Origin of the sequence: uncultured Ruegeria sp. (genome assembly GCF_947504215.1) — a bacterium.
Classification (GTDB): domain Bacteria; phylum Pseudomonadota; class Alphaproteobacteria; order Rhodobacterales; family Rhodobacteraceae; genus Ruegeria.
Window position 1 is genome coordinate 85,452 of sequence record NZ_CANNGO010000009.1, and the last position, 25,462, is coordinate 110,913.

The 25,462-nt window shown below is 55.7% G+C and carries 31 protein-coding genes; 16 read left to right on the plus strand and 15 right to left on the minus strand.

Annotated features, from left to right (window positions below; all coding sequences use genetic code 11):
- Position 1: 1 nt before the first annotated feature.
- The 3 genes from Q1B21_RS15905 to Q1B21_RS15915 are packed head-to-tail and all read right to left on the minus strand — an operon-like array spanning position 2 to position 2,287.
- Positions 2-820: a quinoprotein dehydrogenase-associated SoxYZ-like carrier gene (locus Q1B21_RS15905; protein WP_299890834.1), complete on the minus strand. Its 819-nt coding sequence runs from the start codon at positions 818-820 to the stop codon at positions 2-4.
- Positions 817-1,782, minus strand: coding sequence for a beta-propeller fold lactonase family protein (locus Q1B21_RS15910; RefSeq protein WP_299890836.1), 966 nt, complete (start codon positions 1,780-1,782; stop codon positions 817-819). Before Q1B21_RS15910 ends, Q1B21_RS15905 begins: the two co-directional genes overlap by 4 nt.
- Complete coding sequence (locus Q1B21_RS15915) at positions 1,748-2,287, minus strand: SRPBCC family protein (protein ID WP_299890838.1); 540 nt, start codon at positions 2,285-2,287, stop codon at positions 1,748-1,750. Before Q1B21_RS15915 ends, Q1B21_RS15910 begins: the two co-directional genes overlap by 35 nt.
- Before the next feature lie 321 nt (positions 2,288-2,608).
- Between Q1B21_RS15915 and Q1B21_RS15920 the strand changes: the two genes are divergently transcribed.
- The 7 genes from Q1B21_RS15920 to Q1B21_RS15950 are packed head-to-tail and all read left to right on the plus strand — an operon-like array spanning position 2,609 to position 7,830.
- Positions 2,609-3,781, plus strand: coding sequence for an ABC transporter substrate-binding protein (locus Q1B21_RS15920; RefSeq protein WP_299890963.1), 1,173 nt, complete (start codon positions 2,609-2,611; stop codon positions 3,779-3,781).
- A gap of 11 nt (positions 3,782-3,792) precedes the next feature.
- Positions 3,793-4,764, plus strand: a complete 972-nt coding sequence (locus Q1B21_RS15925; protein ID WP_299081612.1) for a YVTN family beta-propeller repeat protein — start codon at positions 3,793-3,795, stop codon at positions 4,762-4,764.
- Between the two features lie 19 nt (positions 4,765-4,783).
- A complete protein-coding gene (locus Q1B21_RS15930; RefSeq protein ID WP_298936253.1) occupies positions 4,784-5,221 on the plus strand; it encodes a hypothetical protein in 438 nt (145 codons plus the stop codon).
- Between the two features lie 14 nt (positions 5,222-5,235).
- Positions 5,236-5,484, plus strand: a complete 249-nt coding sequence (locus Q1B21_RS15935) for a PepSY domain-containing protein (RefSeq protein WP_298936255.1) — start codon at positions 5,236-5,238, stop codon at positions 5,482-5,484.
- Between the two features lie 25 nt (positions 5,485-5,509).
- Complete coding sequence (locus tag Q1B21_RS15940) at positions 5,510-6,475, plus strand: ABC transporter substrate-binding protein (RefSeq protein WP_299890841.1); 966 nt, start codon at positions 5,510-5,512, stop codon at positions 6,473-6,475.
- A 6-nt stretch (positions 6,476-6,481) separates the two neighbouring features.
- The gene (locus Q1B21_RS15945) at positions 6,482-7,231 is read left to right on the plus strand and encodes an ABC transporter permease (RefSeq protein ID WP_299890843.1); all 750 of its coding nucleotides are present in this window, start codon (positions 6,482-6,484) and stop codon (positions 7,229-7,231) included.
- A complete protein-coding gene (locus Q1B21_RS15950) occupies positions 7,228-7,830 on the plus strand; it encodes an ABC transporter ATP-binding protein (protein WP_299890845.1) in 603 nt (200 codons plus the stop codon). The genes Q1B21_RS15945 and Q1B21_RS15950 overlap by 4 nt, the downstream gene beginning before the upstream one ends.
- 3 nt (positions 7,831-7,833) lie before the next feature.
- Here the strand turns inward: Q1B21_RS15950 and pqqE are convergent, their stop codons facing one another.
- The 9 genes from pqqE to Q1B21_RS15995 all read right to left on the minus strand — a co-directional run bounded on the left by pqqE (position 7,834) and on the right by Q1B21_RS15995 (position 14,915).
- Complete coding sequence (gene pqqE, locus Q1B21_RS15955; RefSeq protein WP_299890847.1) at positions 7,834-8,946, minus strand: pyrroloquinoline quinone biosynthesis protein PqqE; 1,113 nt, start codon at positions 8,944-8,946, stop codon at positions 7,834-7,836.
- Positions 8,946-9,218: a pyrroloquinoline quinone biosynthesis peptide chaperone PqqD gene (gene pqqD, locus Q1B21_RS15960; RefSeq protein ID WP_299081591.1), complete on the minus strand. Its 273-nt coding sequence runs from the start codon at positions 9,216-9,218 to the stop codon at positions 8,946-8,948. The genes pqqE and pqqD overlap by 1 nt, the downstream gene beginning before the upstream one ends.
- Entirely contained in the window at positions 9,218-9,967 is a 750-nt protein-coding gene (pqqC, locus tag Q1B21_RS15965; RefSeq protein ID WP_299890850.1) for a pyrroloquinoline-quinone synthase PqqC, read from the minus strand. The genes pqqD and pqqC overlap by 1 nt, the downstream gene beginning before the upstream one ends.
- A complete protein-coding gene (gene pqqB, locus Q1B21_RS15970; protein ID WP_298936262.1) occupies positions 9,964-10,860 on the minus strand; it encodes a pyrroloquinoline quinone biosynthesis protein PqqB in 897 nt (298 codons plus the stop codon). Before pqqB ends, pqqC begins: the two co-directional genes overlap by 4 nt.
- A gap of 25 nt (positions 10,861-10,885) precedes the next feature.
- Complete coding sequence (pqqA, locus tag Q1B21_RS15975) at positions 10,886-10,987, minus strand: pyrroloquinoline quinone precursor peptide PqqA (protein ID WP_120634970.1); 102 nt, start codon at positions 10,985-10,987, stop codon at positions 10,886-10,888.
- Between the two features lie 102 nt (positions 10,988-11,089).
- The gene (locus Q1B21_RS15980; RefSeq protein ID WP_298936263.1) at positions 11,090-11,773 is read right to left on the minus strand and encodes a response regulator transcription factor; all 684 of its coding nucleotides are present in this window, start codon (positions 11,771-11,773) and stop codon (positions 11,090-11,092) included.
- Between the two features lie 9 nt (positions 11,774-11,782).
- Positions 11,783-13,384 (minus strand): HAMP domain-containing sensor histidine kinase, encoded by a 1,602-nt coding sequence (locus Q1B21_RS15985; RefSeq protein WP_299890853.1) that lies wholly within the window; start codon positions 13,382-13,384, stop codon positions 11,783-11,785.
- Positions 13,381-14,172 carry an ABC transporter permease gene (locus Q1B21_RS15990; RefSeq protein WP_299890855.1) on the minus strand — a complete coding sequence of 264 codons (792 nt, stop codon included), beginning with the start codon at positions 14,170-14,172 and terminating at the stop codon, positions 13,381-13,383. Before Q1B21_RS15990 ends, Q1B21_RS15985 begins: the two co-directional genes overlap by 4 nt.
- A complete protein-coding gene (locus Q1B21_RS15995) occupies positions 14,169-14,915 on the minus strand; it encodes an ABC transporter ATP-binding protein (RefSeq protein WP_299890857.1) in 747 nt (248 codons plus the stop codon). Before Q1B21_RS15995 ends, Q1B21_RS15990 begins: the two co-directional genes overlap by 4 nt.
- Positions 14,916-15,094: 179 nt before the next feature.
- On the opposite strand from Q1B21_RS15995, the gene Q1B21_RS16000 reads away from it, so the two are divergent.
- Together Q1B21_RS16000 and soxZ are read left to right on the plus strand one after the other, a co-directional pair.
- The gene (locus Q1B21_RS16000) at positions 15,095-15,532 is read left to right on the plus strand and encodes a thiosulfate oxidation carrier protein SoxY (protein WP_299890860.1); all 438 of its coding nucleotides are present in this window, start codon (positions 15,095-15,097) and stop codon (positions 15,530-15,532) included.
- A 16-nt stretch (positions 15,533-15,548) separates the two neighbouring features.
- Positions 15,549-15,878: a thiosulfate oxidation carrier complex protein SoxZ gene (soxZ, locus tag Q1B21_RS16005; protein ID WP_299890862.1), complete on the plus strand. Its 330-nt coding sequence runs from the start codon at positions 15,549-15,551 to the stop codon at positions 15,876-15,878.
- A 502-nt stretch (positions 15,879-16,380) separates the two neighbouring features.
- Here the strand turns inward: soxZ and Q1B21_RS16010 are convergent.
- The 3 genes from Q1B21_RS16010 to pcaQ form a co-directional block, all read right to left on the minus strand.
- Positions 16,381-17,241: a MipA/OmpV family protein gene (locus tag Q1B21_RS16010; protein WP_299890864.1), complete on the minus strand. Its 861-nt coding sequence runs from the start codon at positions 17,239-17,241 to the stop codon at positions 16,381-16,383.
- A 298-nt stretch (positions 17,242-17,539) separates the two neighbouring features.
- On the minus strand, positions 17,540-18,706 hold the full coding sequence (locus Q1B21_RS16015; RefSeq protein ID WP_299890866.1) for an AraC family transcriptional regulator: 1,167 nt from the start codon (positions 18,704-18,706) through the stop codon (positions 17,540-17,542).
- 157 nt (positions 18,707-18,863) lie between these two features.
- Positions 18,864-19,781 carry a pca operon transcription factor PcaQ gene (gene pcaQ, locus Q1B21_RS16020; RefSeq protein WP_299890868.1) on the minus strand — a complete coding sequence of 306 codons (918 nt, stop codon included), beginning with the start codon at positions 19,779-19,781 and terminating at the stop codon, positions 18,864-18,866.
- Positions 19,782-19,877: 96 nt separating this feature from the next.
- Here pcaQ and pobA point away from each other — a divergent pair, with 96 nt between their 5' ends.
- Genes pobA through Q1B21_RS16055 form a run of 7 tightly spaced genes read left to right on the plus strand, consistent with a single transcriptional unit; the run spans position 19,878 to position 25,462 of the window.
- Entirely contained in the window at positions 19,878-21,074 is a 1,197-nt protein-coding gene (gene pobA / locus Q1B21_RS16025; RefSeq protein ID WP_299890870.1) for a 4-hydroxybenzoate 3-monooxygenase, read from the plus strand.
- Entirely contained in the window at positions 21,071-21,454 is a 384-nt protein-coding gene (gene pcaC, locus Q1B21_RS16030; RefSeq protein WP_299890872.1) for a 4-carboxymuconolactone decarboxylase, read from the plus strand. The genes pobA and pcaC overlap by 4 nt, the downstream gene beginning before the upstream one ends.
- Positions 21,451-22,176 (plus strand): protocatechuate 3,4-dioxygenase subunit beta, encoded by a 726-nt coding sequence (pcaH, locus tag Q1B21_RS16035; RefSeq protein ID WP_299890874.1) that lies wholly within the window; start codon positions 21,451-21,453, stop codon positions 22,174-22,176. The genes pcaC and pcaH overlap by 4 nt, the downstream gene beginning before the upstream one ends.
- Before the next feature lie 2 nt (positions 22,177-22,178).
- Positions 22,179-22,778 carry a protocatechuate 3,4-dioxygenase subunit alpha gene (pcaG, locus tag Q1B21_RS16040; protein WP_299890876.1) on the plus strand — a complete coding sequence of 200 codons (600 nt, stop codon included), beginning with the start codon at positions 22,179-22,181 and terminating at the stop codon, positions 22,776-22,778.
- 7 nt (positions 22,779-22,785) lie between these two features.
- Positions 22,786-23,619: a 3-keto-5-aminohexanoate cleavage protein gene (locus Q1B21_RS16045; RefSeq protein ID WP_299890965.1), complete on the plus strand. Its 834-nt coding sequence runs from the start codon at positions 22,786-22,788 to the stop codon at positions 23,617-23,619.
- The gene (gene pcaD, locus Q1B21_RS16050) at positions 23,619-24,404 is read left to right on the plus strand and encodes a 3-oxoadipate enol-lactonase (protein WP_299890878.1); all 786 of its coding nucleotides are present in this window, start codon (positions 23,619-23,621) and stop codon (positions 24,402-24,404) included. Before Q1B21_RS16045 ends, pcaD begins: the two co-directional genes overlap by 1 nt.
- Complete coding sequence (locus Q1B21_RS16055; protein ID WP_298936277.1) at positions 24,401-25,462, plus strand: 3-carboxy-cis,cis-muconate cycloisomerase; 1,062 nt, start codon at positions 24,401-24,403, stop codon at positions 25,460-25,462. Before pcaD ends, Q1B21_RS16055 begins: the two co-directional genes overlap by 4 nt.

Genomic DNA, 25,462 nt, shown 5'->3' on the forward strand with positions numbered 1-25,462 from the left:
TCTAGAACCCCGCCAGATCCTTATGCAGGTGACTGACCGTGCCGTCTGTATCTGTCATGGTAACATCCACCGACTGCGCTTTGCTTGGCACCGAAATGCCGACACGCGGGTTCTCGGATAGGGAAATCGATCCGGTCATCTCGATATAGCCGGCACCATCAAGGTCGATATCTACGGTTTCCACGTAGCGCATTGGAATGAACAGCAGGGAAATCTGGTCCATTTGCATTCCGGAATGCGAGGGGTGGTCGATGTTCAGATCCATCTTGTTGGCTCGGTTCGCACCAAGGTTCGAAAGCCGGGTACGTGTATCGAGCGCGGGGACACGGCCGACCAGTTCAGCCTCCATCGTACCCAAGTTCGCTATGGCCAGTTCCGGATCGGTTCCCGGAGGTGCAGAACACGCACCCAAACCGGATGTTTTGACAAAGGTTTCCGAAACCCAAAGTCGCCCGTCTGTGGTTTCCGCAATGACATGCATGGGTGTTGGGCCGTTTACTCGCATCGTCACGTCAAAGTAGAAACTGGGCAGCGGCTTTTCCAACTCGAACACGGCAGAGACCGGCATCGGGTTTTCATCCAAGACCAGAGTTACTTTGGCGACATTTACCCCCTTGGGGGCTACAATCTGCGCGGCCAATTCAGCACGGGCATCATCCGGCGTGCGATAGGGGGCATCAATGGCGATCAGATCATCGCCGTTCAGCATGGCCCGGTCGCCGTATAGCAACGCCCGCACATTCTCCCATGCTTCGTTCGACGCCCAGGCCGGCAGAGCCAATAGGCAAAGCAGGGACGCGATCAGGCAAGAAGTTCTCATTGTCTTCCTCCTTCCAAAAATCTGCCGAAAGCGCGGGGCCCATCGCAGGTTTCCAATGTTCTTACCACGGACATAGTATCCGGGTCCACGAAACTGACGGTGTTGTCGAACCAGTTGGCGATGACCAACAGGTCACCTTTAGCTGTGACATCGATGCCTTCGGGATACTCTCCGACATCAATCGTTGCCTCGGGTTCGAGCGTGTCCAGTGAGATCGCGGTGAGCGTGTTGGAATACTGGTTGGTCACAAAAGCGTGGTTGTTGGCGAAGGCAATGCCATAGGGTCGTTCCCCAACTGGAACGGTAGCAAGTCTTTTACCGCTTTCGGCATCCAGGACACTGACGTCATTGCTGCCCACATTGCCCACAAACAGCCGTCCATCCGGAGCAAAGCCCAACCCAAAGGGACGGGTTCCTACGGGAATACGGTGCAGCGGCTGTAGGGTTCCAGCATCGAAAACCGATACCTGATCGGCATCTTTGTCAGCCGAGGCCACAAAGCGCCCATCGCCCGAAAGGGCTATGCCAGCCGGAGCCTCTCCCGTAGTTATTTCCGTTTGTGTTTCCAAAGTCTTGTCATCCAAGACCCACAGCCGGGCGTTGTACCAATCCGACACGAACAGTCGTCCCTGCCGAGGGTCCTGCGCGATGCCGATCGGGCCGCCGTCCAGCACGATCTGCGACAATATCTCGCCGGTTTTTGTGGAAAGGCGTTGGATCGTCTTGCTGCCGGCCGACACCGTGAACAGGTCGCCGTGTGCACCGACCGCAACACCAGCTGGTTTGCCGGGCAGGGGCCAGCGGTCGGTTTCGTGCATCTCGGTCACGTCGATGCGGCTTAGTTCCTCACCGTTCTGGCAAGTCACAAAGGCAGTGTCTGCAGGCGCAGCGCTAGCGGTCGCAGCTAGAAACAATGCCAAACCGAGCTCAGCTTGCGGCGCCAAAGCGTTCGACCAAAGCATCCAGACCGGCCTGATAGACGCCCGTCACGGCAGCCACAGCTGCTTCGTCATTCAGTTCGGCGGGTGGATCGTTATTGGGGTATCCACGATAAAACGCGCCGCGCCATTCGATGATCGATCCGCCTCCGTCACGGGGCTTTACGGTCAGATGTGACGAGTAGTTGGTTACCGGCAGAACTTCGACCTCGACCGCCGTTATCCGGTAGGAATAGCTCATCTTCTCGGCGCTGTGTTTATACAGAACCTCTGCAATCGTGGGTCCGCCGTCTTGCCCAAGCGTCAGTAACCGTGTCGCGTCAATCTCGTTCTCACCTTCGCCTTCCGTAGAAAACACCGCAGGGTGCCAGGACATGTCGTCAAAATTTCCGATGGCTGCCCAGACGTCTTCTGGGGGGGCTGCGACTTCGGCCGTCAGGGTAACTTTTTGGCGGGTCGGGCCATGTGCCCAGACAGCGCCAGGCGCCGAAGCCGCCGCGATAGTTGCAACAAAGGTTCGTCGATTCATTCTGTTTCCTCCCAGAAAGCGCTAACGCTGACCCGCTTCTGTCACTGATACGTGATCCTCTGACGTTGCCGCGGGGGTCCGTCGGTGCAAACCTTTAAGGCCAGTCTTCGCGATCAGGCGAAAGCTGCGAGAAACAGAAGCAAGATCAATTGCCTACGCACATTCTTAAAAAATAAGAATCGAGCTTCATGATGAAGCTGATAGGCTTGGATTTACAACACGGCCAAAAGTATCGGTTCCGTTTTGTAAGGCGGTCCGCCTTTGTTAGGGACCCGCTCTCAACCACGCGGGCCATGGGAGGAGATCTTGAACAATCGCTTGATACCGCTTTTCGCGGCATTGATCTGGTGCGTCTCGGCAGTTTCGGCTGTGGCGATTGACGTTAAGGCTGCGGTTCTGAGGATCGACTATCCAACGCTACTTCCGATTTCGCGATATGACCTGAAACCAGATGACTTGGGTTTTGCAGGGGCCGTTCTGGGTGATGAGGATAACGGCACAACCGGTAGCTTTCTGGGCCACACATATGAAACCGCTCATCTTGCTGTTCCGCCTGAGCAGGCAGATGACGCGATGGATCAGCTATTGGCCGAAGGGGTTCGCCTGTTTGTTGTTTTGGCCGACGCCCCGGATGTCTTACGCCTGACAGATAAGGCGGCCGAAGCTGGAGCGCTGGTATTCAACGCATCCGCGCCTGAAGTTGACCTGCGCGACGCAAATTGTCGGCGCAACCTGCTGCACATTGCGCCGTCGCGCGCGATGAACACGGATGCTGTCGCGCAGTTTGCGGTCTGGAAGAAATGGGGCGATTGGTTCTTGCTGGCGGGATCGAACCCGGATGATGTGAAGCTGGCTGATGCCTATCGCCGTTCGGCAACCAAGTTTGGTGCAAAAATCTCCGAAGATCGTACTTTTGAAGACACCGGTGGATCGCGACGGACAGATTCTGGCCACGTATTGGTGCAGCGTCAGCTGCCCATTGATACGCAAGGTGCGCGTGATCATGATGTGGTGATAGCGGCCGACGAAAGCGACTATTTCGGCCGATACCTGTCCTATCACCTTTGGACACCGCGCCCGGTTATGGGGTCCGGTGGCTTGCGCCCTGTGACATTCCATGGCGCGCATGAGGCTTGGGGTGCAACGCAATATCAAACCCGGTTCGAAGAGTTGACTGGACGATATGTCAGACCTGAAGACTACAATGTCTGGTTGGCATTGCGCGTGATTGGCGAGGCGGTGACGCGTGCGAATACGTCAGACCCGGACGGTGTGCACGACTATGCAGTGTCGGATGAGTTCGAACTGGCGGCCTTCAAAGGGCAAAAGGTGACGTTTCGCGAGTGGAACGGACAATTGCGCCAGCCGATCCTGCTGTATGATGGGTCAATCACTGTCAGCGTCAGCCCTCAGGACGGGTTTCTGCACCAGAGCTCCCCGCTCGATACGATGGGTCTGGATCGGGCGGAATCCAAATGCACGGCTTTTGATTAACCGGAGATGCTATGAAACACATATTGTTATCCACCGCTCTTGCCGCATTGATTGCGGGTCCGGTTTTCGCCGGGAAGGCCTTTGTCTCGAATGAACGAGGCAACACAATCACCGTCGTCGATACCGATACGTGGGAGGTCATTACCGAGTTTCCGGGCGGGAACAGACCCCGCGGCATCACGGTCAGCCCGGATGGAAGCAAGCTGTATGTCTGTGCCTCGGATGACAATATCATTCGAGTGTTCGATACCGAGACATACGAAGAGCTACCGAGCCTGCCATCAGGGCCTGACCCTGAGCTGTTCATTCTCGAGCCGTCGGGAAAACGACTGTACATCGCCAATGAGGACGACAACCTTGTGACGGTCACGGACACGGAAACGCGTACCGTTCTGGCCGAGGTGCCGGTTGGTGTCGAACCCGAAGGCATGGGGATGAGCCCGGATGCGAAATTCGTGGTGAACACGTCTGAGACCACCAATATGGCGCATTTCATCTCGACCGAGGATTATACAATCAAACACAATATTCTGGTCGATCAGCGCCCGCGCTACGCGCAATACTCGGCAGATGGGTCGCGTTTGTTTGTAACGTCAGAGATTGGCGGAACGGTGTCCGTCATGGACATCGCTGAAGACGGGACACCCACGGTTGTCGGCAAGATCAGCTTTGAAGTGGCAGGTGTTCAGCCCGAATGGTTGCAGCCTGTCGGTGCCAAAGTCACGTCAGATGGCAAGCGTCTATTTGTTGCGTTGGGTCCGGCAAATCGCGTAGCCGTTGTCGACGCGCAAAGCCTTGAGGTTCTGGACTACATCCTTGTGGGGCAGCGCGTCTGGCAGTTGGATTTCACGCCCGACGAGAAGTACCTGCTGACAACGAACGGCAATTCCAACGACATAACCATAATCGATGTCGCGACAGAAAAAGCGATCAAATCCGTACAGGTCGGCCAACAGCCTTGGGGCGTTGTGACGATTGACTGATGTTCTGGGAGGAACGGGAATGAAGAAGCTATTGACCGCAGCCCTGGTTGCGACACTGGGCGGGCCGGTATCGGCGGCGCCACTTTGCGATGATCTGGGGTTTGCAGGGCTCCTGGCAAAGTGCAATCGCGGGGAAACCATCCAGCTGACGCTCGCCTCGGGGCAACCGTTGGGTGAGGATGTCGTGCTGCAATCCGGTGCGTATTACAAGCTGGAGATCACCGCAGACGGATCGGCTGAGCTGGCCATCGAAGGCCCTTCGTTCTTTCGGGCAATCTGGATGAATGAGATTGTCATCAACAAGATCGAAATTCGCCCGATGGCCGTGGACAGTATCGAGTTTGATAAGGCCGGCGTTGCCGAGCTGTCGTTCATAGCGATCAAACCTGGCAGTCACGAAATTCGTATCCCCGGGTCCACTGGCGAAACTCAGAAAGTGACCATCAGTATTCAATGATGAAAGGACAAAGTATGAAAAAGATTGGTGTATTGGCCCTTCTGGCTTGTGTTGCCTCGCCGGCGCTGGCGGATGAGGTAGACGTGGAAACTGTCGGCAAGATCGAGGCATATCTGGCGTCTGTCGAGTGCCAGATGGACCCCGATGATATTGAGGTGGAAGACGACGGTTATGACCTTGATGACGTGATCTGCAAAGGCGGCAATCAGTTCGATATCAAGTTGGACAAAGACCTCAATGAGGTCAGCCGCAAGGCCGAATAGCGTGATTTGAAATCAGGATAAGGCAATGAAAGCACTATACGCCTTTTGCACAGCGCTCGTCTTTGCGGCGGGCGTTGTGTCAGCCGACACACTGCCAACAGTTCGCGCCGCTGTGCTGAAGATTGGCACTGTGAATTGGGAATTGGAGACCATCCGGCTGAACGGGTTGGACAAGAAACACGGGTTTACGCTTGAGGTTCAGCCCTTTGCCGACAACGGCGCGACACGTATCGCGGTCGAAGGCGGCGAGGCTGATCTGGCAGTAGCGGATTGGATCTGGGTGGCGCGCCAAAGGGCGGCTGGCAAAGACTATGTGTTCATTCCATATTCCAAGGCGGTCGGCGGTGTTGTGGTGCCAGCTGACAGCGCTGCCAGCAGCCTGAAAGATCTGGCTGGTGGGAAGATTGGCATAGCGGGCGGACCGCTGGACAAATCCTGGCTGATCCTGAGGGCCTATGCGGCGCAGGAATACGATATGGACCTCAAGGCGGACACCGAACAGGTGTTCGGGGCACCGCCGCTGATCTTCAAATCAGCATTGGGCGGCGATTATGCCGGGGCAATCAATTTCTGGCATTTTCTGGCCAAAATGAAAGCGTCTGGCATGAAAGAGCTGATCTCGGTCGAGCAGGCAGGGGAGGCGTTGGGATTGGACACAGACACACCCTTGCTGGGGTATTATCTGAAAGAGAGCTTTCTGAACGACAATCCCGGTCTGGCGCAGGGCTTGTTTGCGGCAAGCCGAGACGCCAAGCAGCTTTTGGCAACCTCACCAGACGCGTGGGAGGCGATCAGGCCAAGGATGAACGCAAAGGCTGATGCGCAGTTTGAACAGCTTAAATCCGACTGGATTGCGGGCATCCCTGATCGGGGTCCGGTTGACGAAGATGCCGCCAACACGATGCTGGCGTTGATGGCAGAATTAGGTGGCGCCGAGCTGGTTGGTCAGGCCACAACGGTTCCGCAGGGTCTGTTTGCGGACGTGGAATAGGTCTGGATGCAAGACACGCGCCTAACGCCTGTTCTGTCCATCGGCGGCCTCGTGATTTTGTGGATCGTTGCGGGCTTTCTAACCGATGATCCGCAAATCCTGCCGCAGCCATGGGATCTGGTGCCGCGGTTTCAGCAAGAGCTGGCCTCGGGCGAATTGCTGCGCAACCTTGGCGCGACGCTGCTGCGCGTGATCTGGGCGTTTGCTTTAGCGATGACGTTGGGCACGATTATCGGCCTCGCCATGGGGCGTTCGCCAGCCATCAATCGATGGTTGGACCCGTGGCTTGTGATCTTTCTGAACCTGCCGGCGTTGGTCCTGATTGTGCTGTGCTATCTGTGGATCGGCTTGACAGAGGCCGCCGCGATTACGGCCGTCACACTGAACAAAATCCCCAATGTTGCTACGATCCTGCGGGAGGGGGGTAGGGCGCTGAACCCTGATTTGGATGCCATGGCGCATGTCTATCGGATCCCGTGGTTTACCCGTATGCGCCACGTCATCATTCCCCAGTTGGCACCATTCATCGCCGCAGCATCAAGGTCTGGCATATCATTGATTTGGAAAATCGTTCTGGTGGTCGAATTCCTTGGGCGTTCGTCGGGTGTTGGATTTCAAATTCACCTTTATTTCCAGCTGTTTGATGTGGCAATGGTGCTGGTTTATGCGTTTTCGTTCATCGCGGTGATGCTGATGGTCGAATGGCTGGTCCTGCAACCTTCAGAACGCAAGGCCCGCCGGTGGAGGGCTGCATGATCCACATTCATATCCGGCAAAAGCAATTCGGGGACGTGTCTGTTCTGGGTCCAATTGTGTTTGATATTGCCCAGGGCGAAACGGTCGCCCTGACCGGGCCTTCGGGAGTTGGAAAAACCACCTTATTGCGTTTGGTTGCAGGGATCGATGATGCGTTTGACGGGCAGATTACACGCCCCGAGCGACTGGCGATTGTATTTCAAGAGCCGACATTGCTACCCTGGCGGTCTGCGCTCGAAAATTTGACGCTAGTGCATCCGGGACTAAAGAGTGCCGCGGCTGAAGCAGCCCTCAATTCCGTTGGGTTGTCAGGCAAAGGAGAGTTGTTTCCAGGCCAGCTGTCGCTGGGCCAACAAAGGCGATTGTCTCTGGCGCGGGCCTTTGCCGGACGACCTGAATTCTTGATTATGGATGAGCCGTTTGTTTCGCTGGATCGCGACACGGCCGAAATCATGTTGGCGTTGACCGAAGATTTGATCTCGCAGCACCGGCCTTCTACGCTTTTCGTCACGCATTCTGCGTCCGAGGCGGAACGCCTCGCAGATCGCATCCTGAGCCTGCAAGCGGGGCCGCGTGGGGCCGTATTGGACCAGGTTTAGTCTTTATTCGGCTGGTTCGCGTGTTTTGCCGGGGGCCGTGCGATAGACAAACGGCGCGTCTATACTTGCGGCATGCTGGTTCGCCTGCGATTGCAAGTCCTTGTGATGCGGAGATTTGATGCAAACCGGGTCTGTGGCGTTTGCGTCGCCAACAATGGCCATCGCCTGACAGCGACATCCGCCAAAATCGATTGTCTTGCGGTCGCAGCTTTGGCATGGCTCAGACATCCATTCCGTTCCGCGATAGGCGTTGAAGGCGGAATTGTTGTACCAGATCTCGGCCAGAGGTTTGTCTTGCACACGGTCAAACTGAAGGTGCGGAATGGACTGGGCGGCGTGGCACGGTAAAACCTGCCCGTCGGGTGTCACATTCAAACCCGTTGTCCCCCAACCGCCCATACAGCGTTTTGGATAGTCATCGTGATAGTCCGCAGGAACATAGTCGATGACCAGCTCACCCTTCAGAGCCTGCCGCGCCTCGATGACATGTTGGGTGACTTGCTGGGCCTGGTCCCGCGTCGGCATCAAGGCATCACGGTTTTGCAGGGCCCAACCATGGAACTGCACCGTCGCCACCTCAATCCGTCTGGCGCCCATTTCTTGCGCCAACTCAAGTGCGCGCAGCAGTTGGTGGGCATTGTGACGGTGCAGGACGAAGTTAAGCGTTAAAGGAAAGCCGATAGCCTTGATCCACTCAACCGCTTTCATCTTGCGATCAAACCCACCCCGATAGCCGCCGACTTTGTCGGCCATCACAGCATCGGTCCCCTGAAGAGACAGTTGGATATGATCAAGACCGGCCTCATCCAGCTCGTGCAAACGACGCTCGGACAGCCCAATGGCAGATGTGATCAGGTTGGTGTAAAGCCCAGCTTGCCGGGCAGCTTTCACAAGCGTGACCAGATCGCGCCGCGATGCCGGTTCACCGCCGGATAGATGAAGTTGTAAGACACCCAGCGCAGCAGCTTCTTCGAACACGCGGGTCCAGATGTCGGTGTCCATTTCACTGTCCTGTTTGGCCATTTCGACCGGATTTGAACAGTATGGGCAGGACAGAGGACAGCGATGCGTCAGCTCCGCCAACATGGCGATAGGGGGAGGAACACCTCTATTCATTAAGTCACATCCAAAAATCGCCGGGCGCGCAGGGCGTCCAGGAAACCGCCACTGTCTTCGGCGATCTGATCCTGAGGGGCGTTGTATTTTTCGGACAGTGCGGTGGTGATCTGTCCAAAACTGCGCTGGCCGTCCACCTCGTTTAAAATCGCGTGCCCGATCTGGTCTAAAGTCACCGCGCGTTCAGGTGCAAGCAACACCCATTTGCCACGCACTTTGTCATAGTGCAGGCGCACGCCCCGGGGCAGTGTGGGGATCTCTTGGGCCAACATCACGATGCCTGCCGCATCAGAACGCCGGTGCCGGGCTGCCAGGCACCGGGTGGAATCCGTGCAGGGTCGACATAAGCGGCCCACAAGGCGTCCAGCTGCGACCACAGAACATCGGTTTTGAAAATCAGAGCTTTAGCGGCCGCATCCTGCTTTTCTGCGGTGTCAGCATTGTCCAGAACCCAGGCAAGGCCAAAAGCCACATCCTTTGGCGCCTCTTTCAACCGGTTTTTGAAATAAGACAAGGAACTGTCATCGGCGAAGTCATAGTGTTGAAGCAGCCCTTCGATCCGATTTGCGTGAATCTTGGGTGCAAAGAGTTCGGTCAGAGATGCGGCCACCGCCTCAAGCAGAGTCTTTTCGCGCACGAACCGCACATATGCATCAACGGCAAACTTTGTAGCGGGCAGCACACCTTCGCACGAGGCTACATAATCGGGGTCAAGCCCAACGGCCTCGGCCAGCCGCAACCAACGGCGGATACCGCCTTCGTTGTTGTCTGTTCCGTCATGGTCTTCGATGCGCGATCGCCATTGCCGACGCAGCGCGGGGTCTTCGACGCGCGACATGAAGGCTGCGTCTTTCATGGGGATCGAGTGCTGGTAATAGTAACGGTTGATGACCCAGGCGCGAACTTCGTCTGCAGTGCATTCGCCGCCGTGCAGGCGGTGGTGAAACGGGTGGAGATCATGATAGCGTTCGGCACCGATCTGGCGCAGGCGGGCTTCGAAGGCGTCGCGGCTTTGGGTCATAACGTGATCTCCATTCCGTCTTGTCCGATTGTCCATCCCGCGGCCTGCGCCTGGGACTTTTCGGCGCTGTCGGGACGTAAGACAGGGTTGGTATTGTTCATGTGAACAAAGACTTTTTGCCCGATACTCATATCAGCAAAACTCGCGATAGAACCGTCGGGCCCGTCCATTGACATATGTCCCATTCGTTTTCCGGTCTTCTGACCTAGACCGGCGCGCACCATCTCATCATCTTGCCAAAGCGTGCCGTCAAAAAACACCAAATCTGCGCCCTCTAGCTGCGTCCGCAAATCGGGCGTCAAAGCCGCGCAACCGGGAATGTAGTAGACCGTTTTCCCATCGGCGCTCAGCGCAACGCCCACTGTTTGCTCACCGATCAGATCGGTTTGAACGTTTTCGCCTTCCAGGTACAATGGGACTTTCCCCGGCACGGGGAACAACGTCGCCTGAAGGCCAGGAACCAACTCGAACGGCTGGTCCAATGAAATCGAAGATCGGGTCACCACGGACGCATTCAATGCATCGAAAATCGGGTTCTGGGCAAGCACGTCATGTATGCTGCCGGTTGCAAACAGGGTAAAGGGCTGCATTTCCCGCAATGTCAGCAATCCGGCCACATGATCGATATCGCCGTTGGTCACCAGAACGGACTGAATTGGCATCTGTCGAAGCCCTGTGGGGAACAGGGCGTGAGTGTTCGACAGCTGCGCGCGTATGTCCGGAGACGCGTTTAGGACGGCCCAGTTCAGGCCGTCCGGGGAGATAGCAAGCGAAGACTGCGTCTGAGCAGGAATGTCTCCGCAACGTGCTAGATTGCAATTTTCACACCCGCAATTCCATTGCGGCAGGCCGCCTCCAGCAGCAGCCCCTAGAATGATTGCGCGCAACGTCATTTGAAAGTTGGCGCGCGGGCCGTGATCAGATCAGGCCGCCGCCGCGCTCATCATCATGATCGGGGCCATACATGTTGATTTCCATGCCGCATTCAATCTCGCGGATCACCGGTTTGTTCCATGCCATATCGGGGTCCTCCTCCAAAAGTGTCCTTGGCTTCAATTTGGCAGGTATCCGGCACCAGAGCGAATCTTAATTTATAAGAGCGTCTTAGACTTTGGTCGGTAGTCAGTTGTCATCGGATTGCGGCGCACGGCCCTGCAAGCAGAAGCCTTGGTTGCGCAATGTTTTGATTTCAAAACCAAAATCGTCTTCGCTAAGTTTCTTCCGCAGATAACCTATATAGACATCGACCACATTCTCGTTACTAGAGCCTTCCTGCGACCACAGCGTGTCAAACAGATCGCCGCGCGAGATTGGTGTTCCGACGCTGCTGTTGAGCAAGACCAGCAAATCAAATTCCCGCTCGGTCAGGGCAACGGCTGTATCGCGGATGCTGATGGTTCGGTCTTCGTGTGAAAGTCGAGCGGGTTCGGGATGTTGTGCCTGGGCCCGTTGTTCCTGAACCTGCAGCCGCGCGACAAGCTCGTCAAAGCTGAAGGGTTTGACGACATAGTCATCGGCCCCGGCCTCAAGCCCTGCGGCGCGATGATCTACATCTGACAGGGCCGAAAGCATCAGAATAGGGATGGTAACACCGACTGACCGGGCGGACCTGACCAGTTCGATACCACTGTCAGCCCCCAGCATGACGTCTACAATCGCGCCTGAAAACGCACCGCTTTGCAACCGCTCCAACCCCAGATCCGCGCGGTTCTCGGCCTCGGCCACATAGCCATGCAACGACAGCCCGCGCACAAGGGCCGAAGCAATCTTTGGGTCGTCATCTATGATCAACAATCGGGAGGTCATACGTTCACTCTAAGCCTGTGCAACGGGTAAACGAATGCAGACATTTGTACCGTTTGATAGCCCGATTGCCTGATCCTTTGGAACGGGGCTGGTCAATGAGATTGCGCCGCGATGCGCTTCGATCACCCAGCGCGCCAATGCCAGACCGACACCAAAGCCCTGGCTGTTGGCCGATCCGCCCTGGACAAACCGTCCAAAGATATCGCCCTGCGCGTCAACCGGGACGCCAGGCCCATTATCAACAATTGAGATTTCGATTGTGTCGGCGGTCAGTTTGGTCGTCATGGCGACCGTCTTACCGTCACGGGCGTGCCGGATTGCGTTCCGGATCAGGCTTAGCAGCACCTGCCGGATCCAGTTCGGATCGCAATTCAGTTCACAATCGGGGATTGGCCCGATGGTCAGCGTCATATTCGCACTGTCGATGTCCGGTTGGATGTCCCGTGCCACGGTGTTCAATAGATCAGCCAGCTTAACCGGTTGCGGTTCCAACGCCAGCTCGCCGTTTTCCGACCGCGCCACACGAAGCAAGTCGTCGATGCGCTGGTTCAGTTTGATCGCGCTGGTTTCGATGGCCTGTAACGCCTCAGGTGCGCTTTGTTTGTCTTGCTGTCCGATTTGAGATTCCATCATGATCACGGTGAGCGGCGTGCGAAGCTCGTGACTGATATCCGCAAAAAAGCGACGCCTGTTTTCATCGATTTTAGACAGGGTTTTGTTGGCCGCGCTTAGTTCCTTTGTTCGCCGGGCAATTGTTTCATTGAGTCTCGCCCATTCTGCCTCGACCTCCGACTGGCGCTGTTTCAGGGCCGCTGCCATGCGATTTGTTTCGCTATAGAGCTGACCTATCTCATCCCTTTGGGTGGTCGGCAGTTCGAGCGAGAATTCCGCCTGTCCAATCTGCAAAGCGGCCCCTCGCAAACGATCCAGCCGTTCGAATTGTGGGCGGATTAGCCAGAAATAGAACCAGATGGTACTGAGGATCGCGAAGGCCGCGAATCCTAACGCAATCCACGTCAGGGTAAGACGCGTTTCCTCGATCCCTGACAGAATGGTGTTGCGAAACAAGATTTCGGTATTCACGGCTTGGCTAAGCAAGGGATCAAACCCCGAGGCGAAACTGTCGATATGGGCCCTTAACCGCGCCTGATCCGCTTCGGGATTTGCAAGCCCGTCCAGCGTGTTTCCCAGCAACGCCTCCATCCGGGCAAGGCCAAGTGACTGCGTGCCATAGCGCGATTGCTCGTCTATCCCGAAGCCCTGCGCCGCCGTGACCGCATCAGCGACGTCGGCGTGCAGCTTGCCGAAAGTGTCGCCGATTTGCCCCTGTATCGGGGCGAGGCGGTCGATCCGAATGGCCGCAGTCTGTCCCGTCTGTACGGACTCAGTCGCTATCACCAGAAACGTGGCTATCTGAGTGGACAGTGTCGCATATCGCGCCATGCGCATTTCCGATGCCAGCGCAGTCTCCAACCGCGAGGCAACCATTTGCATCCCCAGATAAAGGATCGCTGCCGTCAACAACGTGCCCGACCCCAAAACAACAGCCCCCAGACCCAGACGGGTTTTCAGTAGCAAATGGCGCTTTGGTTTGTCGGCGGATACGTTCATGTTTTTCGTTTCATCAGGCCGCGCGCCGGATCGTATCCCCAGACCGCGGCGCCACACAACGCGGCCGTCCACACCAGCACCCAGAACAGCGCGATCCAGTTGATCTGCAGATACAGCAGAAACCGGATCAGTTCGACTACGTGGGTAAACGGGTTCACGGCGCAGATGTCACGCAAGAGCGGTGAGCTTTCGGCCATTTTCCATAGCGGGTAGAGGGCCGAAGACAGAAAGAACATCGGGAAGATGACAAAGTTCATCACCCCCGCAAAATTTTCCAGCTGTTTGATAAAACTGGATAGGACCAATCCCAAGGCACCCAACATCAGCCCACCCAGAACCAGCCCCGGAAGAACCGCAAAATAGCCGGGCATCGGTAACACAATCCCGAACAATGCCGCCAGCGCCAGGAATGTATAGACCTGCAGGATGGAAATCGCGGTTGAGCCGAGCAACCTGCAAAACAAAAGCCACCAACGCGGGAACGAACTGGTTAGCAGCAGGCGCATAGATCCCATTTCGCGGTCGTATACGAGGCTGAGAGAGCTCTGCATCCCGTTGAAAAGAAGGACCATCGCGCACAGACCTGGCACGATATAGGTCTCATAGGTGATGTAGGTTTGGTAGGGCGGGATGATGGACAAGCCAAGTGCTGCCCGGAACCCCGCAGCAAAGATCAGCAACCAGACCATCGGGCGCACGAGTGCCGCCAGAAAGCGTTCGCGTTGATGAATAAAGCGCAGAAACTCGCGTCCGATGATGGCTCGTGCGACACCCCAAAAACCAGTCATGCCGAAACCTCGGTCTGCGACAGGAACCAATTGGACAGCGTTTCGTTGCCGCGCAACACTCCGGTCTGCCCTGCGGCGAGAATCTTACCATGATGCAGCACCAGCATTTGGTCGTTGTCGCGCACTTCATCGGTCAGATGTGTCGCCCATAATATGCAAAGCCCTTGGTCGGCCAGATCGTGAACATGATCGGTGATCGAGTGCCGTGCGGCAGCGTCCAAGCCGACGGTCGGTTCGTCCAATAGCAAAACCTTTGGGTCGTGCAGCAAGGCGCGGGCCAGCTCCATCCGGCGGCGGTGCCCGCCATTTAACGCCCGGACCTTTTCGCCAGCGCGTTCTCTCATCCCCAGCCGGTCCAGCGCCGCATCAATGCGTTGAGGTGTTTCCTTCCTGGGCAGCCCGTGCAGCGCTGCAAAATAGGCCATGTTCTGCTTGACAGTCAGGCTGAGGTCCAAAGTTGGTTGCTGAAACACGACGCCAAGATCCCCAAGCGCTTTGCGTGGCGATTTCCTGAGATTGTGGCCAGCAACAGCGATCTCGCCATCAGGGGCAACCAAGAGGCGCGTCAGCAGCGAAACCAAAGTGGATTTCCCGGCCCCGTTGGGCCCAAGCAATGCGCAGAAAGTCCCGGGTTCAACGTCGAATGAGACGGAATCCAGTGCCGTTTTAGGACCGTAGTGAAAGCTCAGATTGCGGACGGTCAGGCCCCGCTTGGTCTCGTCCCGCAACTGCGCATCAGGCATCTATTCCTCCGCCCGGATTCCCGTACTGACGGTCAGCTTGCCCGTTCGGCGCGCGTTTCTCAACCATGCAGAAAATCGCCCGACTGCGACTTAAGTCTACGTAACCTCGCAGATTTGTTATGCGGAGAACACGATAAAGCGGGGCTATGGTCCTCATGTCTAGGATGGAGAGATCCGCCATGAGCATCGGCCGACGTGGCGCCATGCAAGTCAGCCTGGGTGCGTTGTTGTGTCTGGCAACACCGCTGCGGGCGCAGGATATTTTGGCACCACCAAACTCTGCGACGTTGGAGGATGTGATTGCGGCTTTCTCTGATGGAAGCTCGATCCGTGATGGAAGCGTAACTGTGACGTTGCCTGAAATCGCTGAAGATGGATATCGCGTTTCGGTGCAGGTCGCCGCGCCAGAGGCCACGGAAATTCTACTTGTGGCGCCGGGCAACCCGGTGATGCCGGTGCTCAGGGCCAAATTTGGCCCAATGGCGGGTGCTGCAAGAGTGTCTACTCGTATGCGGTTGGCCCAAACTCAGGACGTTCTGGTATTGGCGCGAATGCCGGATGGAAGCATTCAAAAAGGTCTTAAACCTGTGTCGGTTATCGTAGGCGGATGCGCCTAATCCAAAGGAGGGGAAGATGGCGACAGGTGTCAAAACCCGGATCAAACTGCCCAGAGAGGTCAGGGCAGGTGATATGATCACGATCAAAACCCTGATCACACATCGCATGGAATCCGGGCAGCGGATCGATCCTGTTGGCATGCCGATACCGCGCTCGATCATCCACCGATTTCTTTGTACATTTGACGGCGAAACTGTTGTCGATCTTGAGATCGGACCCGGAGTTTCGACGAACCCGTTTTTCGAGTTTGAGGCAACCATCCCAGGCTCTGGGGTGTTCACCTTTGCATGGTTCGACGATGACGGCGCGATTTACACTGACAGCAAGGCGGTCGTGGTTGCCTAGTCGAGTTCCGAAAGTGACAAGGGAGGTCGTAGGTCAACATTGCCCCGGTTCATCACCTATTCAAAGAGCCTTTCAGCGGAAAACCATGTCTCTCAACATACGAGTTGGAGTTTCTGAGAGCAGCCACATGTCTGCCGCCCACTGTTCCACTTTTGCTGAAGCTAAGGCTAAACGAACCTCATCTTCAGCCGCACGGGAAAGATCGATTTCAGCGCTTTAGATTCAGAGCGTAGGGCGCCGCCCAGCGACAAGTTTGTTGGCTTTGTTGGATTGGGCATTCATTGGGTAGCCCTCCTAATTGGCAAGGATATGGGCAGTAGCTACCAGCATAAATTTTGCACACGAAGTGTGCCCACGATGTATTTTCCTTGTAATTCTGTTGCTGGTCAATTTCGTATTATATACGAAAAAGCCAAGTGCATTGTACGGCACCCGGCCGATGTATAGGCCGGGTTCGTTCACTAGAAACAGCGCTGCGATGGCAAGGATCGACCAGTGTAAGCTAGAACCGGTAACCTATCGCAAGCACCGCCGCATAGTTCCCTTCGGATTTCACGACCGGGCTGTCTTTGGCATCGCCGAGCAATCTGGAATACTGCACGATTCCCGTCAGGCCCCAGTTGTCGCCAAGTGTTTGGCTGAACCCGATCTCGGCGTTAACGGATTTCAAGCCAGAACCGGCACTGTATTGCCGCAAGCCTGACGAGGAGGATTGTGCAGCCGACACACCGAAGAAGCTCTGGTTGTAGTTGTCGTTGGCCCAGTCAATCGACACGCCGCCGATCAATGCCAACCCTTGCTGACCGGCCACATCGTCATATCGGTTGCCCGTTGGCGACAATGCGCCGCGTACGACCCCGAACGGCACCTGGCTTTGCAATCCAAGCGATACGACCGTGCCCTTGGAACCTTTGAGAAAGGTGTTCACATCTGCTGTGGCCGTGACGCGTGGGGCCAGATCGAGCTGTGCGCCCAGCGAGACAACGGCGCCGTCATCTATATCTCCCAGCCCTCGAAGATGGACGCTGTCACTTTCTTCGCGGCCACCACCGTATCCAAGGGCGGCTGAAACCCGAAGGCCATTTCTGTCATAGACAAATGCCCCTATTCCTTTCCCGGAAACAACCAACGTGTCGCGCCATACAGCTTCGAACGCAGGGAACGCGGACGTTTCTTGTTTGTCTGACCCTTCGTATTCTGGCGCATATGCGACCCCAGCACCTAGGTAGAAATCCCAGTCGTTCCAGCCTCCTGTGCCGCTGGCGCCATTGCCTGCGCTCTGGGCTGCTGCCTGACCGGCAAAAACCGCCAGACATGTTCCAACAACGGCCAAAGCCGAGTGATTGAGAGATTTCGATTTCATAAAAGTCCTCGGTTCTTTCGTTATTTTCGTAGCCGCCATGGGCCAGTTTCTTGCTGCCAAATCTGTCTGTTTGGATCCTCGGCGGCAGAAATGTTCTGCCTGAAACGCCTGATCAAACCCTGCGTAATCTAGTGGCGAATTTTGCTGTAATGTTCCTAGCTGGCCGTCGCGGACGGCCGTTTGCTGTTGTCGCCGATTGGAAGAGACGCCTCGGGCGGTCTTGAAGCCCTTGTGCTGAGGCAGCCGGGTTCCAAGGTTTCTCTGACCCACCAGCAAAACAAGTTTGACAAAGCGTCTTTCAACTTTGAGCACGCAGCTTAGTACGCAGCTCCGACGGAGTTGTCGCCATTTCTCGTTTGAAGGCCTTGTAGAAAGATGATCGAGAGTTGAAGCCGACATCATAAGTGATCACCAATATCGTCTCGTCGGAATTCTGCAGTTGCTCGACGGCATCGCGAACGCGCCAACTGTTGATATAGTCAAAGAAGTTTGACCCAATCGTCGTGTTCAGTGTTTGCGAGACATAGGCGGAAGTGACGCCAATATGCTTTGCCAGATCCCAAAGCGACAGATTTGGATCCCGGTAAACAAGATCGTTGGACATGGCACGCTCGATCTTGGAGGCGATCCTTTTTGCGCGATCTTCCGTCAACGCCGAGCGTTCATACTTTGGGCCCGAGGCTTCTTCTTTTTCAGCAATGGCTTCAAAAGTCGGCTGTTCTCGGATCAGCCCAGGTTGCTGACGCAGGCCCCACAGTGCGATGATCCAGACAATGGCAAAACTTGCCAGACTATTTGCGTAGTCGCTTTCAAAGATCGGATGGATCGAGTTTTCGAGGGCAAAAAATGACGCGAGTGTCCCAACCACACCCAGAACAAGGTAAATTCCGACGACGAAAGCAATCCACCAGACCCACAGCAGTTCACGGTCTTCAGTTGTGGCGAAAAGATCCTTGAGGCGGTTGGTGTATGTTCTGAGTTGATTGATAATCAGCCAAAGGTAGATCAACACCATGATTTGAAAGAAAAAGTCCAAGAACTCCAGAAACAGAATTGGAAGAAGCTGAAGCAGGTTCAGCGACTCGATATCAATGTCGGGCGTTTCAAACAGCACGTTGGGAAGAGAAAAAACTGATAAAACCGTTAGAACAGCAAGAATGAACGGCAAGTAGTGCCACCCACGCGGTCTTAATTTTTCAACGCCGTTTTCAGATGTCAAAACCTTCACGTAGCTCCAAAACAGAAACGGCTCGCAAACCGATGCTGAGGCAGCGAGGCCGATCCATAGTAATTCGCGCTTCGTTAACTGGTCGCTGCCGGTAAATTCAATCAGCAGATCGGTCGCGCCGACGATGGATTCAGCAACAAAAAACAAGGCGAGCGGCAAAAACAGAGCTCGGTGGTTTCGGTTGAGCAGCAAGAGATTTGCGCAAAACATCGTGACCCCGAGCTGGAACAGCGTCAACGAGATTTCAAACGAGTTTTCGGGCAATGCGGCGTCTCCGAGTTGGGTTCTGAACTAGAGGGCTTAACAGGAAAACTCCAGCGGGAACGAGCGAAGGCTTGTTTCAGTGTCCTTTCCGTCTGGGAAAGACAGGCCCGGACGTTTTTGGCTTGAGAGTTCAGGTGAGCTGCAAGTGCTCTACCGCCCGAACAGACGCCTGCCGAAACAAGTTGGCCATTGGCGAAAGCTCGCTTTCCGACCGGGCCATGATGCCAATCGGGCCTGCCGTCAGACCTGTATCTATTGGCAACGCTTTTAACTGCCCGCTCGCGATATCTCCGGCGACAACACCTGTCGAGATTACCCAAAGTGCGTCACTTGCCAATGCCAGACCACGCCCGAACGTGGCCGAGACTGACTCGATCTGTCTTGGGAAGCTGGTCATGCCATTGGCAATCATCATGCGATCGACCAGCGGGCGTATGGCGGATTCCTGTGGTGGATAAATGACCGGATAACTTGCCACCTCGGACAGGTTTGACGCGTCAGCCAGCGGATGGCCGGGGGCACATACGATAGCAACGTTTTCGATGTAGAGCTGTGTGAAAGAAACATCTTGCATCGTGTCGGGTTTGCCCAGCCGACCTATCACAAGGTCCAGCTGACCCGATTTTAGCCGATCGATCAGATACCCATGCGGGCCATCCTCGATCCGGGTAATGGTGTCGGGTGCAAGGTCCGAAAATATCGCAACGGCGCGCGGTAAAATGCGCGCGGCGACACTTGGCAATGCACCTATGGAAACTGATCCGACCTCGCCTTTGCGAACAGCAGCCACGCTGTTCATGGCCATATCCAGGGCGTTCATGCCGCTGGTGGCGTGTCTCAGAAAGACATCACCGGCAACGGTCATGGTCACGCCGCCCCGGTTGCGTTCCAGCAGAGTGGCTCCGGCAATCTCTTCCAACTCTTTCAGGGTTTTGGAAATCGCGGGCTGAGTCAGATTCAAGGCCTCAGCCGCACGCTTCAGGCTTTTCTGTCGCGCGATTTCGACAAAGGCTTCGACATGTCGAACTTTTAGTCTGCGATCAATCATTACTTTCCATTTTCGGAAACTAACCAACGAAAAACATCATTTTACATAACGGAATTGACAATGCAATCATGCGGCGCAACACTGAAGGAGGATCAGATGCGAACACAAGTCGTCGTGATCGGCGGTGGGCCGTCAGGTTTGCTTTTGTCGCAGCTGCTTCACGTCCATGGAATTGACAGCGTCGTTCTAGAGAGAAAAACCAAAGACTATGTTCTTAGCCGCATTCGCGCCGGTGTTCTGGAACAGGGTTTTGTGAACCTGATGGAGCAGGCAGGGGTCGCGAACCGTCTGCGCTCGGAAGGGTTCAAACATGACGGGACGCTGATCGCGTTCGAAGACGAGAGTTTTCGCATCGATTTTCGCGAACACACCGGTACGCCGGTCTTGGTTTATGGCCAGACAGAAGTCACCCGTGATCTGTACGAGGCCCGAGAGGCTACAGGTGGTAAGATCATCTTCAACACGGATGACGTCGCAATCCATGACGCGGATACTGATACACCCTGTGTGACCTTTACCGTGGACGGGCAGCAACAGCGCATCGATACCGATTTTGTGGCCGGTTGCGATGGGTTTCATGGGATCAGCCGTCAAACCATTCCCCTGAGCGTGAGGCGAGAATACGAAAAAGTGTACCCTTTTGGCTGGCTCGGGCTGCTGTCTGAGACGCCTCCGGTTCATGAGGAACTGATCTATTCGTTGTCGCGACGTGGGTTTGCTCTGTGTTCAATGCGCAATGAGAACCTTAGCCGTTACTATATCCAGTGTTCGCTGTCGGATAATCCTGACGACTGGACCGACAGTGCATTTTGGAATGAATTGAAGCGCAGAATTCCACAGGAGTTTGCAGATCGCATCGTAACCGGGCCATCTATCGAAAAATCGATCGCGCCGCTTCGGTCATTTGTGACCGAACCGATGCATTGGGGGAGGCTCTTTTTGTGTGGTGATGCTGCGCATATTGTCCCACCGACCGGGGCCAAGGGGCTGAATACGGCCGCCTCTGATGTGCATTACCTTCACAACGCATTGCGCGAATTTTACGAAACGGGATCAAGTGAAGGGATCGATAGCTATTCACAAAACGCTCTCGCCCGAATCTGGAAAGCCGAACGGTTTAGTTGGTGGTTTTCGTCTTTGCTGCATCGGTTTCCGGATCAGTCCGACTTTGACCTAAAGATGCAACGCGCCGAGATCGACTTTTTGCGCACGAACAAGGCTGCACAAAAAGCGATGGCTGAAAACTATGTAGGATTGCCGTATTGCTGGGTGGAACCAAGGAGATACCGATGATTGATCGTCATGCGACGGGAATGTCAGTCCGGCGCCGCGTTTTGGGTGACGCCCATGTGGATCGTGCCGAAGCGCAGAAATCCGCATTCGATGCGCCATTTCAGGAGATGATCACAGAAACCGCATGGGGCACCTTGTGGGCAAGCGACGCGATCACGCCACGGGAACGGTCGATGATCACGTTGGCTTTGTTGGCGGCCACCCGGAACTTCGATGAAATCCCGATGCACCTGAAAGCCTGCGCCAACACGGGAACATCAAAGGAGGATGTCATGCAGGCATTCATGCATGCGGCGGTTTATGCTGGTGTCCCTTGTGCAAATCATGCTGTGAAACTGGCCAGACAGACATATGCGGAAATGGAAGGCGAGGCCGAATGACTCAGCCGCCGGATCTGTATCAGCGGGACCGCGACTGGCATCCGCCAGCCTATACGCAGAACTATAAAACCAGCGTATCGCGGTCACCAAAGAATGCTCTGCTGTCTCTTGAATCCACACTCAGCGAGCTGTCGGGCCCAACCTTCGGCCACAGTGATGTCGACCCGTTAGATAATGACCTGATCCGAAACTATGCAAAAACAGGCGATCCGATTGGCGAACGTATTATTTTGCATGGCCGGGTGCTGGATGAAAACGGCAAGCCGGTGCCCAATACACTGGTAGAGATTTGGCAGGCCAATGCAGGGGGCCGATACCGCCATAAGAAAGACACCTATCTGGCGGCCATCGATCCAAATTTCGGGGGCTGTGGGCGTACGCTAACGGATGAGCACGGCTGTTACAGGTTCAGAACGATCAAGCCCGGAGCATACCCCTGGCGCAACTGGATCAACAGTTGGCGGCCTGCCCATATCCACGTATCGGTTTTCGGGCCTAGCTTTGCACAACGGCTGATCACACAGCTATATTTCGAAGGGGATCCACTGATTGCCAAATGCCCGATCGTCAACACCATCCCGGATCAGCGCGCGATCGACCAACTGGTCGCTGCGCTTGATCTGAACGCGACGGTTCCGCTGGACAGTATCGCGTACAAGTTCGACATCGTCCTTCGCGGACATCGCTCGACTTACTTCGAAAACCGGCCCGAGGGGAACTGATCATGGTTCAAAAACTCGACTACCGGAAAGAAACCCCATCCCAGACCGCCGGACCTTATGTGCATATTGGTCTCGCACCGGGGGATGCTGGGTTCGACATCTACCGACAGGAGCTTGGCCGGGATATTGCAGGTCCAAGGGCGCAAGGTGAGCGGATCGAAATTCAGGGTCAGGTATCGGATGGGGCAGGCGCACCTATAAAAGACGTTTTGATCGAAGCTTGGCAAGCGAATGCAGCAGGCATTTATCCGGGCTGTGGCGATGTCGAACCCGGATTTCGCGGTTGGGGTCGGGTCATTCCTGACTTCGAAACGGGTGAATGGTCGATTTCAACCGTGAAACCCGGACGTGTGAAAGGTCGCGGGCCAGGTCTAATGGCGCCTCACATCAGTTTTTGGATGGTTGCGCGCGGGATCAATGTCGGCTTGAACACGCGCCTGTATTTTTCTGATGAAGCCGAGGCCAACAAAGCAGACCCGATCTTGAACCTGATCGAGCAGGCGGACAGGCGAGACACTCTTGTCGCGCGTCGGGATGGGGACGTGTACCGCTTTGACATTCGGTTACAGGGCGACAAAGAAACGGTGTTCTTCGATGTCTGAGGAAACAATGACTACACCCTGCATCATTTGCGTGGCCATCACCGGGTCTGTCCCGACCAAAGTCGACAATCCAGCTGTTCCGATCAGTGTCTCTGAACAGGTAGAAAGCACGCACGAGGCATTTGAGGCCGGAGCGACGATTGCCCACTGCCATGTGCGCGACGACGACGGGAAACCAACTTCGGATCCGACACGATTTGCCAATCTGAAACAAGGCATTGAAACCCATTGCCCTGGCATGATCGTTCAATTGTCGACCGGAGGGCGTTCCGGCGCTGGCTTGGCGCGCGGCGGCATGTTGCCTTTGGCACCGGATATGGCGTCTTTGTCGGTGGGGTCGAACAATTTTCCGACCCGCGTCTATGAAAACCCCCCCGAGTTGATCGATTGGCTGGCCAGCGAGATGGTTAAATACGATGTGAAACCCGAGATCGAGGCCTTCGATCTGTCCCATATCTTCCGGGCAGTTGACATGTATCGCAATGGGCAGATTAAGGATACTCCATACGTTCAGTTCGTTATGGGTGTGAAGAATGCGATGCCGGTTGATCGCGAGGTTTTTGATTTCTACGTGCATACGGTTCAAAGACTGCTGGGGGATGTGCCTTGGTGCGCGGCAGGGATTGGCGCAAACCAGATCGTTTTGAACGAATGGTCGGTTACAGCAGGGGGGCATGTCCGGACAGGTCTTGAGGACAATGTGCGTCTGGATCACGATACGCTGGCCCCATCCAATGCAGCTCTGGTCAAGCGCGCCGTCGAGGTTTGCAACAGGCATAGCCGTCCGGTGGCCACCGTCGCCGATGCGCGCTCGATCCTCGGGCTGCGGAAAGCCGCCTGATGCAACGCTTTGCCAGCATCAATGAGACCCTCATTCACTACGAGGTTAAGTCCGGCAGCACTGGCAAAACACCTGTCGTGTTCCTGAATTCACTGGGGACGGATCTGCGGATTTGGCAAGAGGTCGCCGATGCGCTTGACGCTACGACTTGTTTGTTGATTGACAAACGCGGGCACGGTCTATCGGATTGTGGTGCGACATCTATCGCCATGCTTGCCGACGATGTTTCGGGCCTGATGGACCATTTGGGATGGCAAAGGTCGATCATCTGTGGGGTATCGGTCGGAGGTATGATTGCGCAATCGCTGGCTCATCGGCGACCCGACCTCGTGGCGGGTCTGGTTCTTTGCAATACAGGGTCTAAAATTGGGAACGCGCAGGCTTGGAACCAACGGATCGACATGGTGTCTGACACTGGGATTGAGGCCATAGCGGAAACCGTGATTGAGCGCTGGTTTTCGAACAACTTCCGTACCAAAATGCCGATCACGGTTGCCGGGTACCGCAATATGCTGACGCGGACACCTGCCCAAGGTTACGCGGCCACATGCGCGGCCATTCGCGATACAGATTTAACCGACACAACGAAACACATTCGGGTACCTGCCATATGTATTGGAGGTACGGACGATTTGTCGACGCCGCCTGCATGCATACGTGCGCTGTCAGCCCTCATTGAACAATCGCAGTGCCACGTTCTGCCTGGCGTGGGGCACCTCCCGTGCATTGAAGCTCCGGAGTTTGTTGCTTCGCAAATCCGGTCCTTGCAGGATGCGCTGTCATGAGCGACGTATTCGAGCATCCCTGGTTATCCGGTTTGTTTGGCGACTGTGACGCCGACGCGATCTGGTCGGCACCGCAATCACTGGCCCATATGCTGACATTCGAGGCGGCCTATTCCCGCGGGTTGGGGGCCATTGGCATCGTGTCATTGCGAGATGCACAAATGGCGGCACAGCGCATAGAATCCGCAAACCCCGATCTTGAGATTTTGCGGTCGGGAACAGTGCAGGACGGGTTACCTGTGCCCGCGCTGGTTCGGTTTCTAAAGTTGGAAGCGGGGCAATTCAAAAATGCGATCCACACCGGAGCGACCTCACAGGATGTGATGGACACTGCGCTGGCGCTCACGTTACGCGAAAACTCGGATTTGTTGGCGGATCGCTTGTCCGAAGTGGTCGATATGTTGGGCCAGGTCTCAAAAAGATTTGGGTCAAACATGATCATGGGGCGCACACGAATGCAGGCGGCCCTGCCGGTCACGGTTGGGCACCGGCTTGAGACATGGAGCGCACCCTTGGCAGAACATCTGCGCCGGCTGGAGCAGATGCGTCCGCGTGCCGAATGTGTCCAGCTTGGCGGTGCCGTCGGCGATGGTCAGGCCATCGGCATAAAGTATCGCGAATTGGCCGAGTTTCTGGCCAGTGCACTAGAGCTGCATCTGCCGAACCGAAGCTGGCACGCCACCCGCGAGGGCATCACCGAATATGCCAGCTTTCTGTCTCTGATCTCGGGCTCATTGGGCAAAATGGGCCAGGACATCTGCTTGATGGCGCAGCAGGGCGTGGATGAGATCAAGCTGTCTGGCGGTGGCGGATCATCGGCAATGCCTCACAAGAAAAACCCTGTTTTGGCCGAGCTGCTGATCACGCTTGCCCGCTTTAACGCGACACGCGTTTCCGGGATGCATCAGGCGCTTGTGCATGAACAGGAAAGGTCGGGCAGCGCCTGGTCACTAGAGTGGATGATTTTGCCAAGCATGGCAAAGGCAACGGCAAGATCACTGTCGGCGGCCATCACCCTGTGCACCCAAATTGAATCAATAGGTGAGGCGCGGACATGA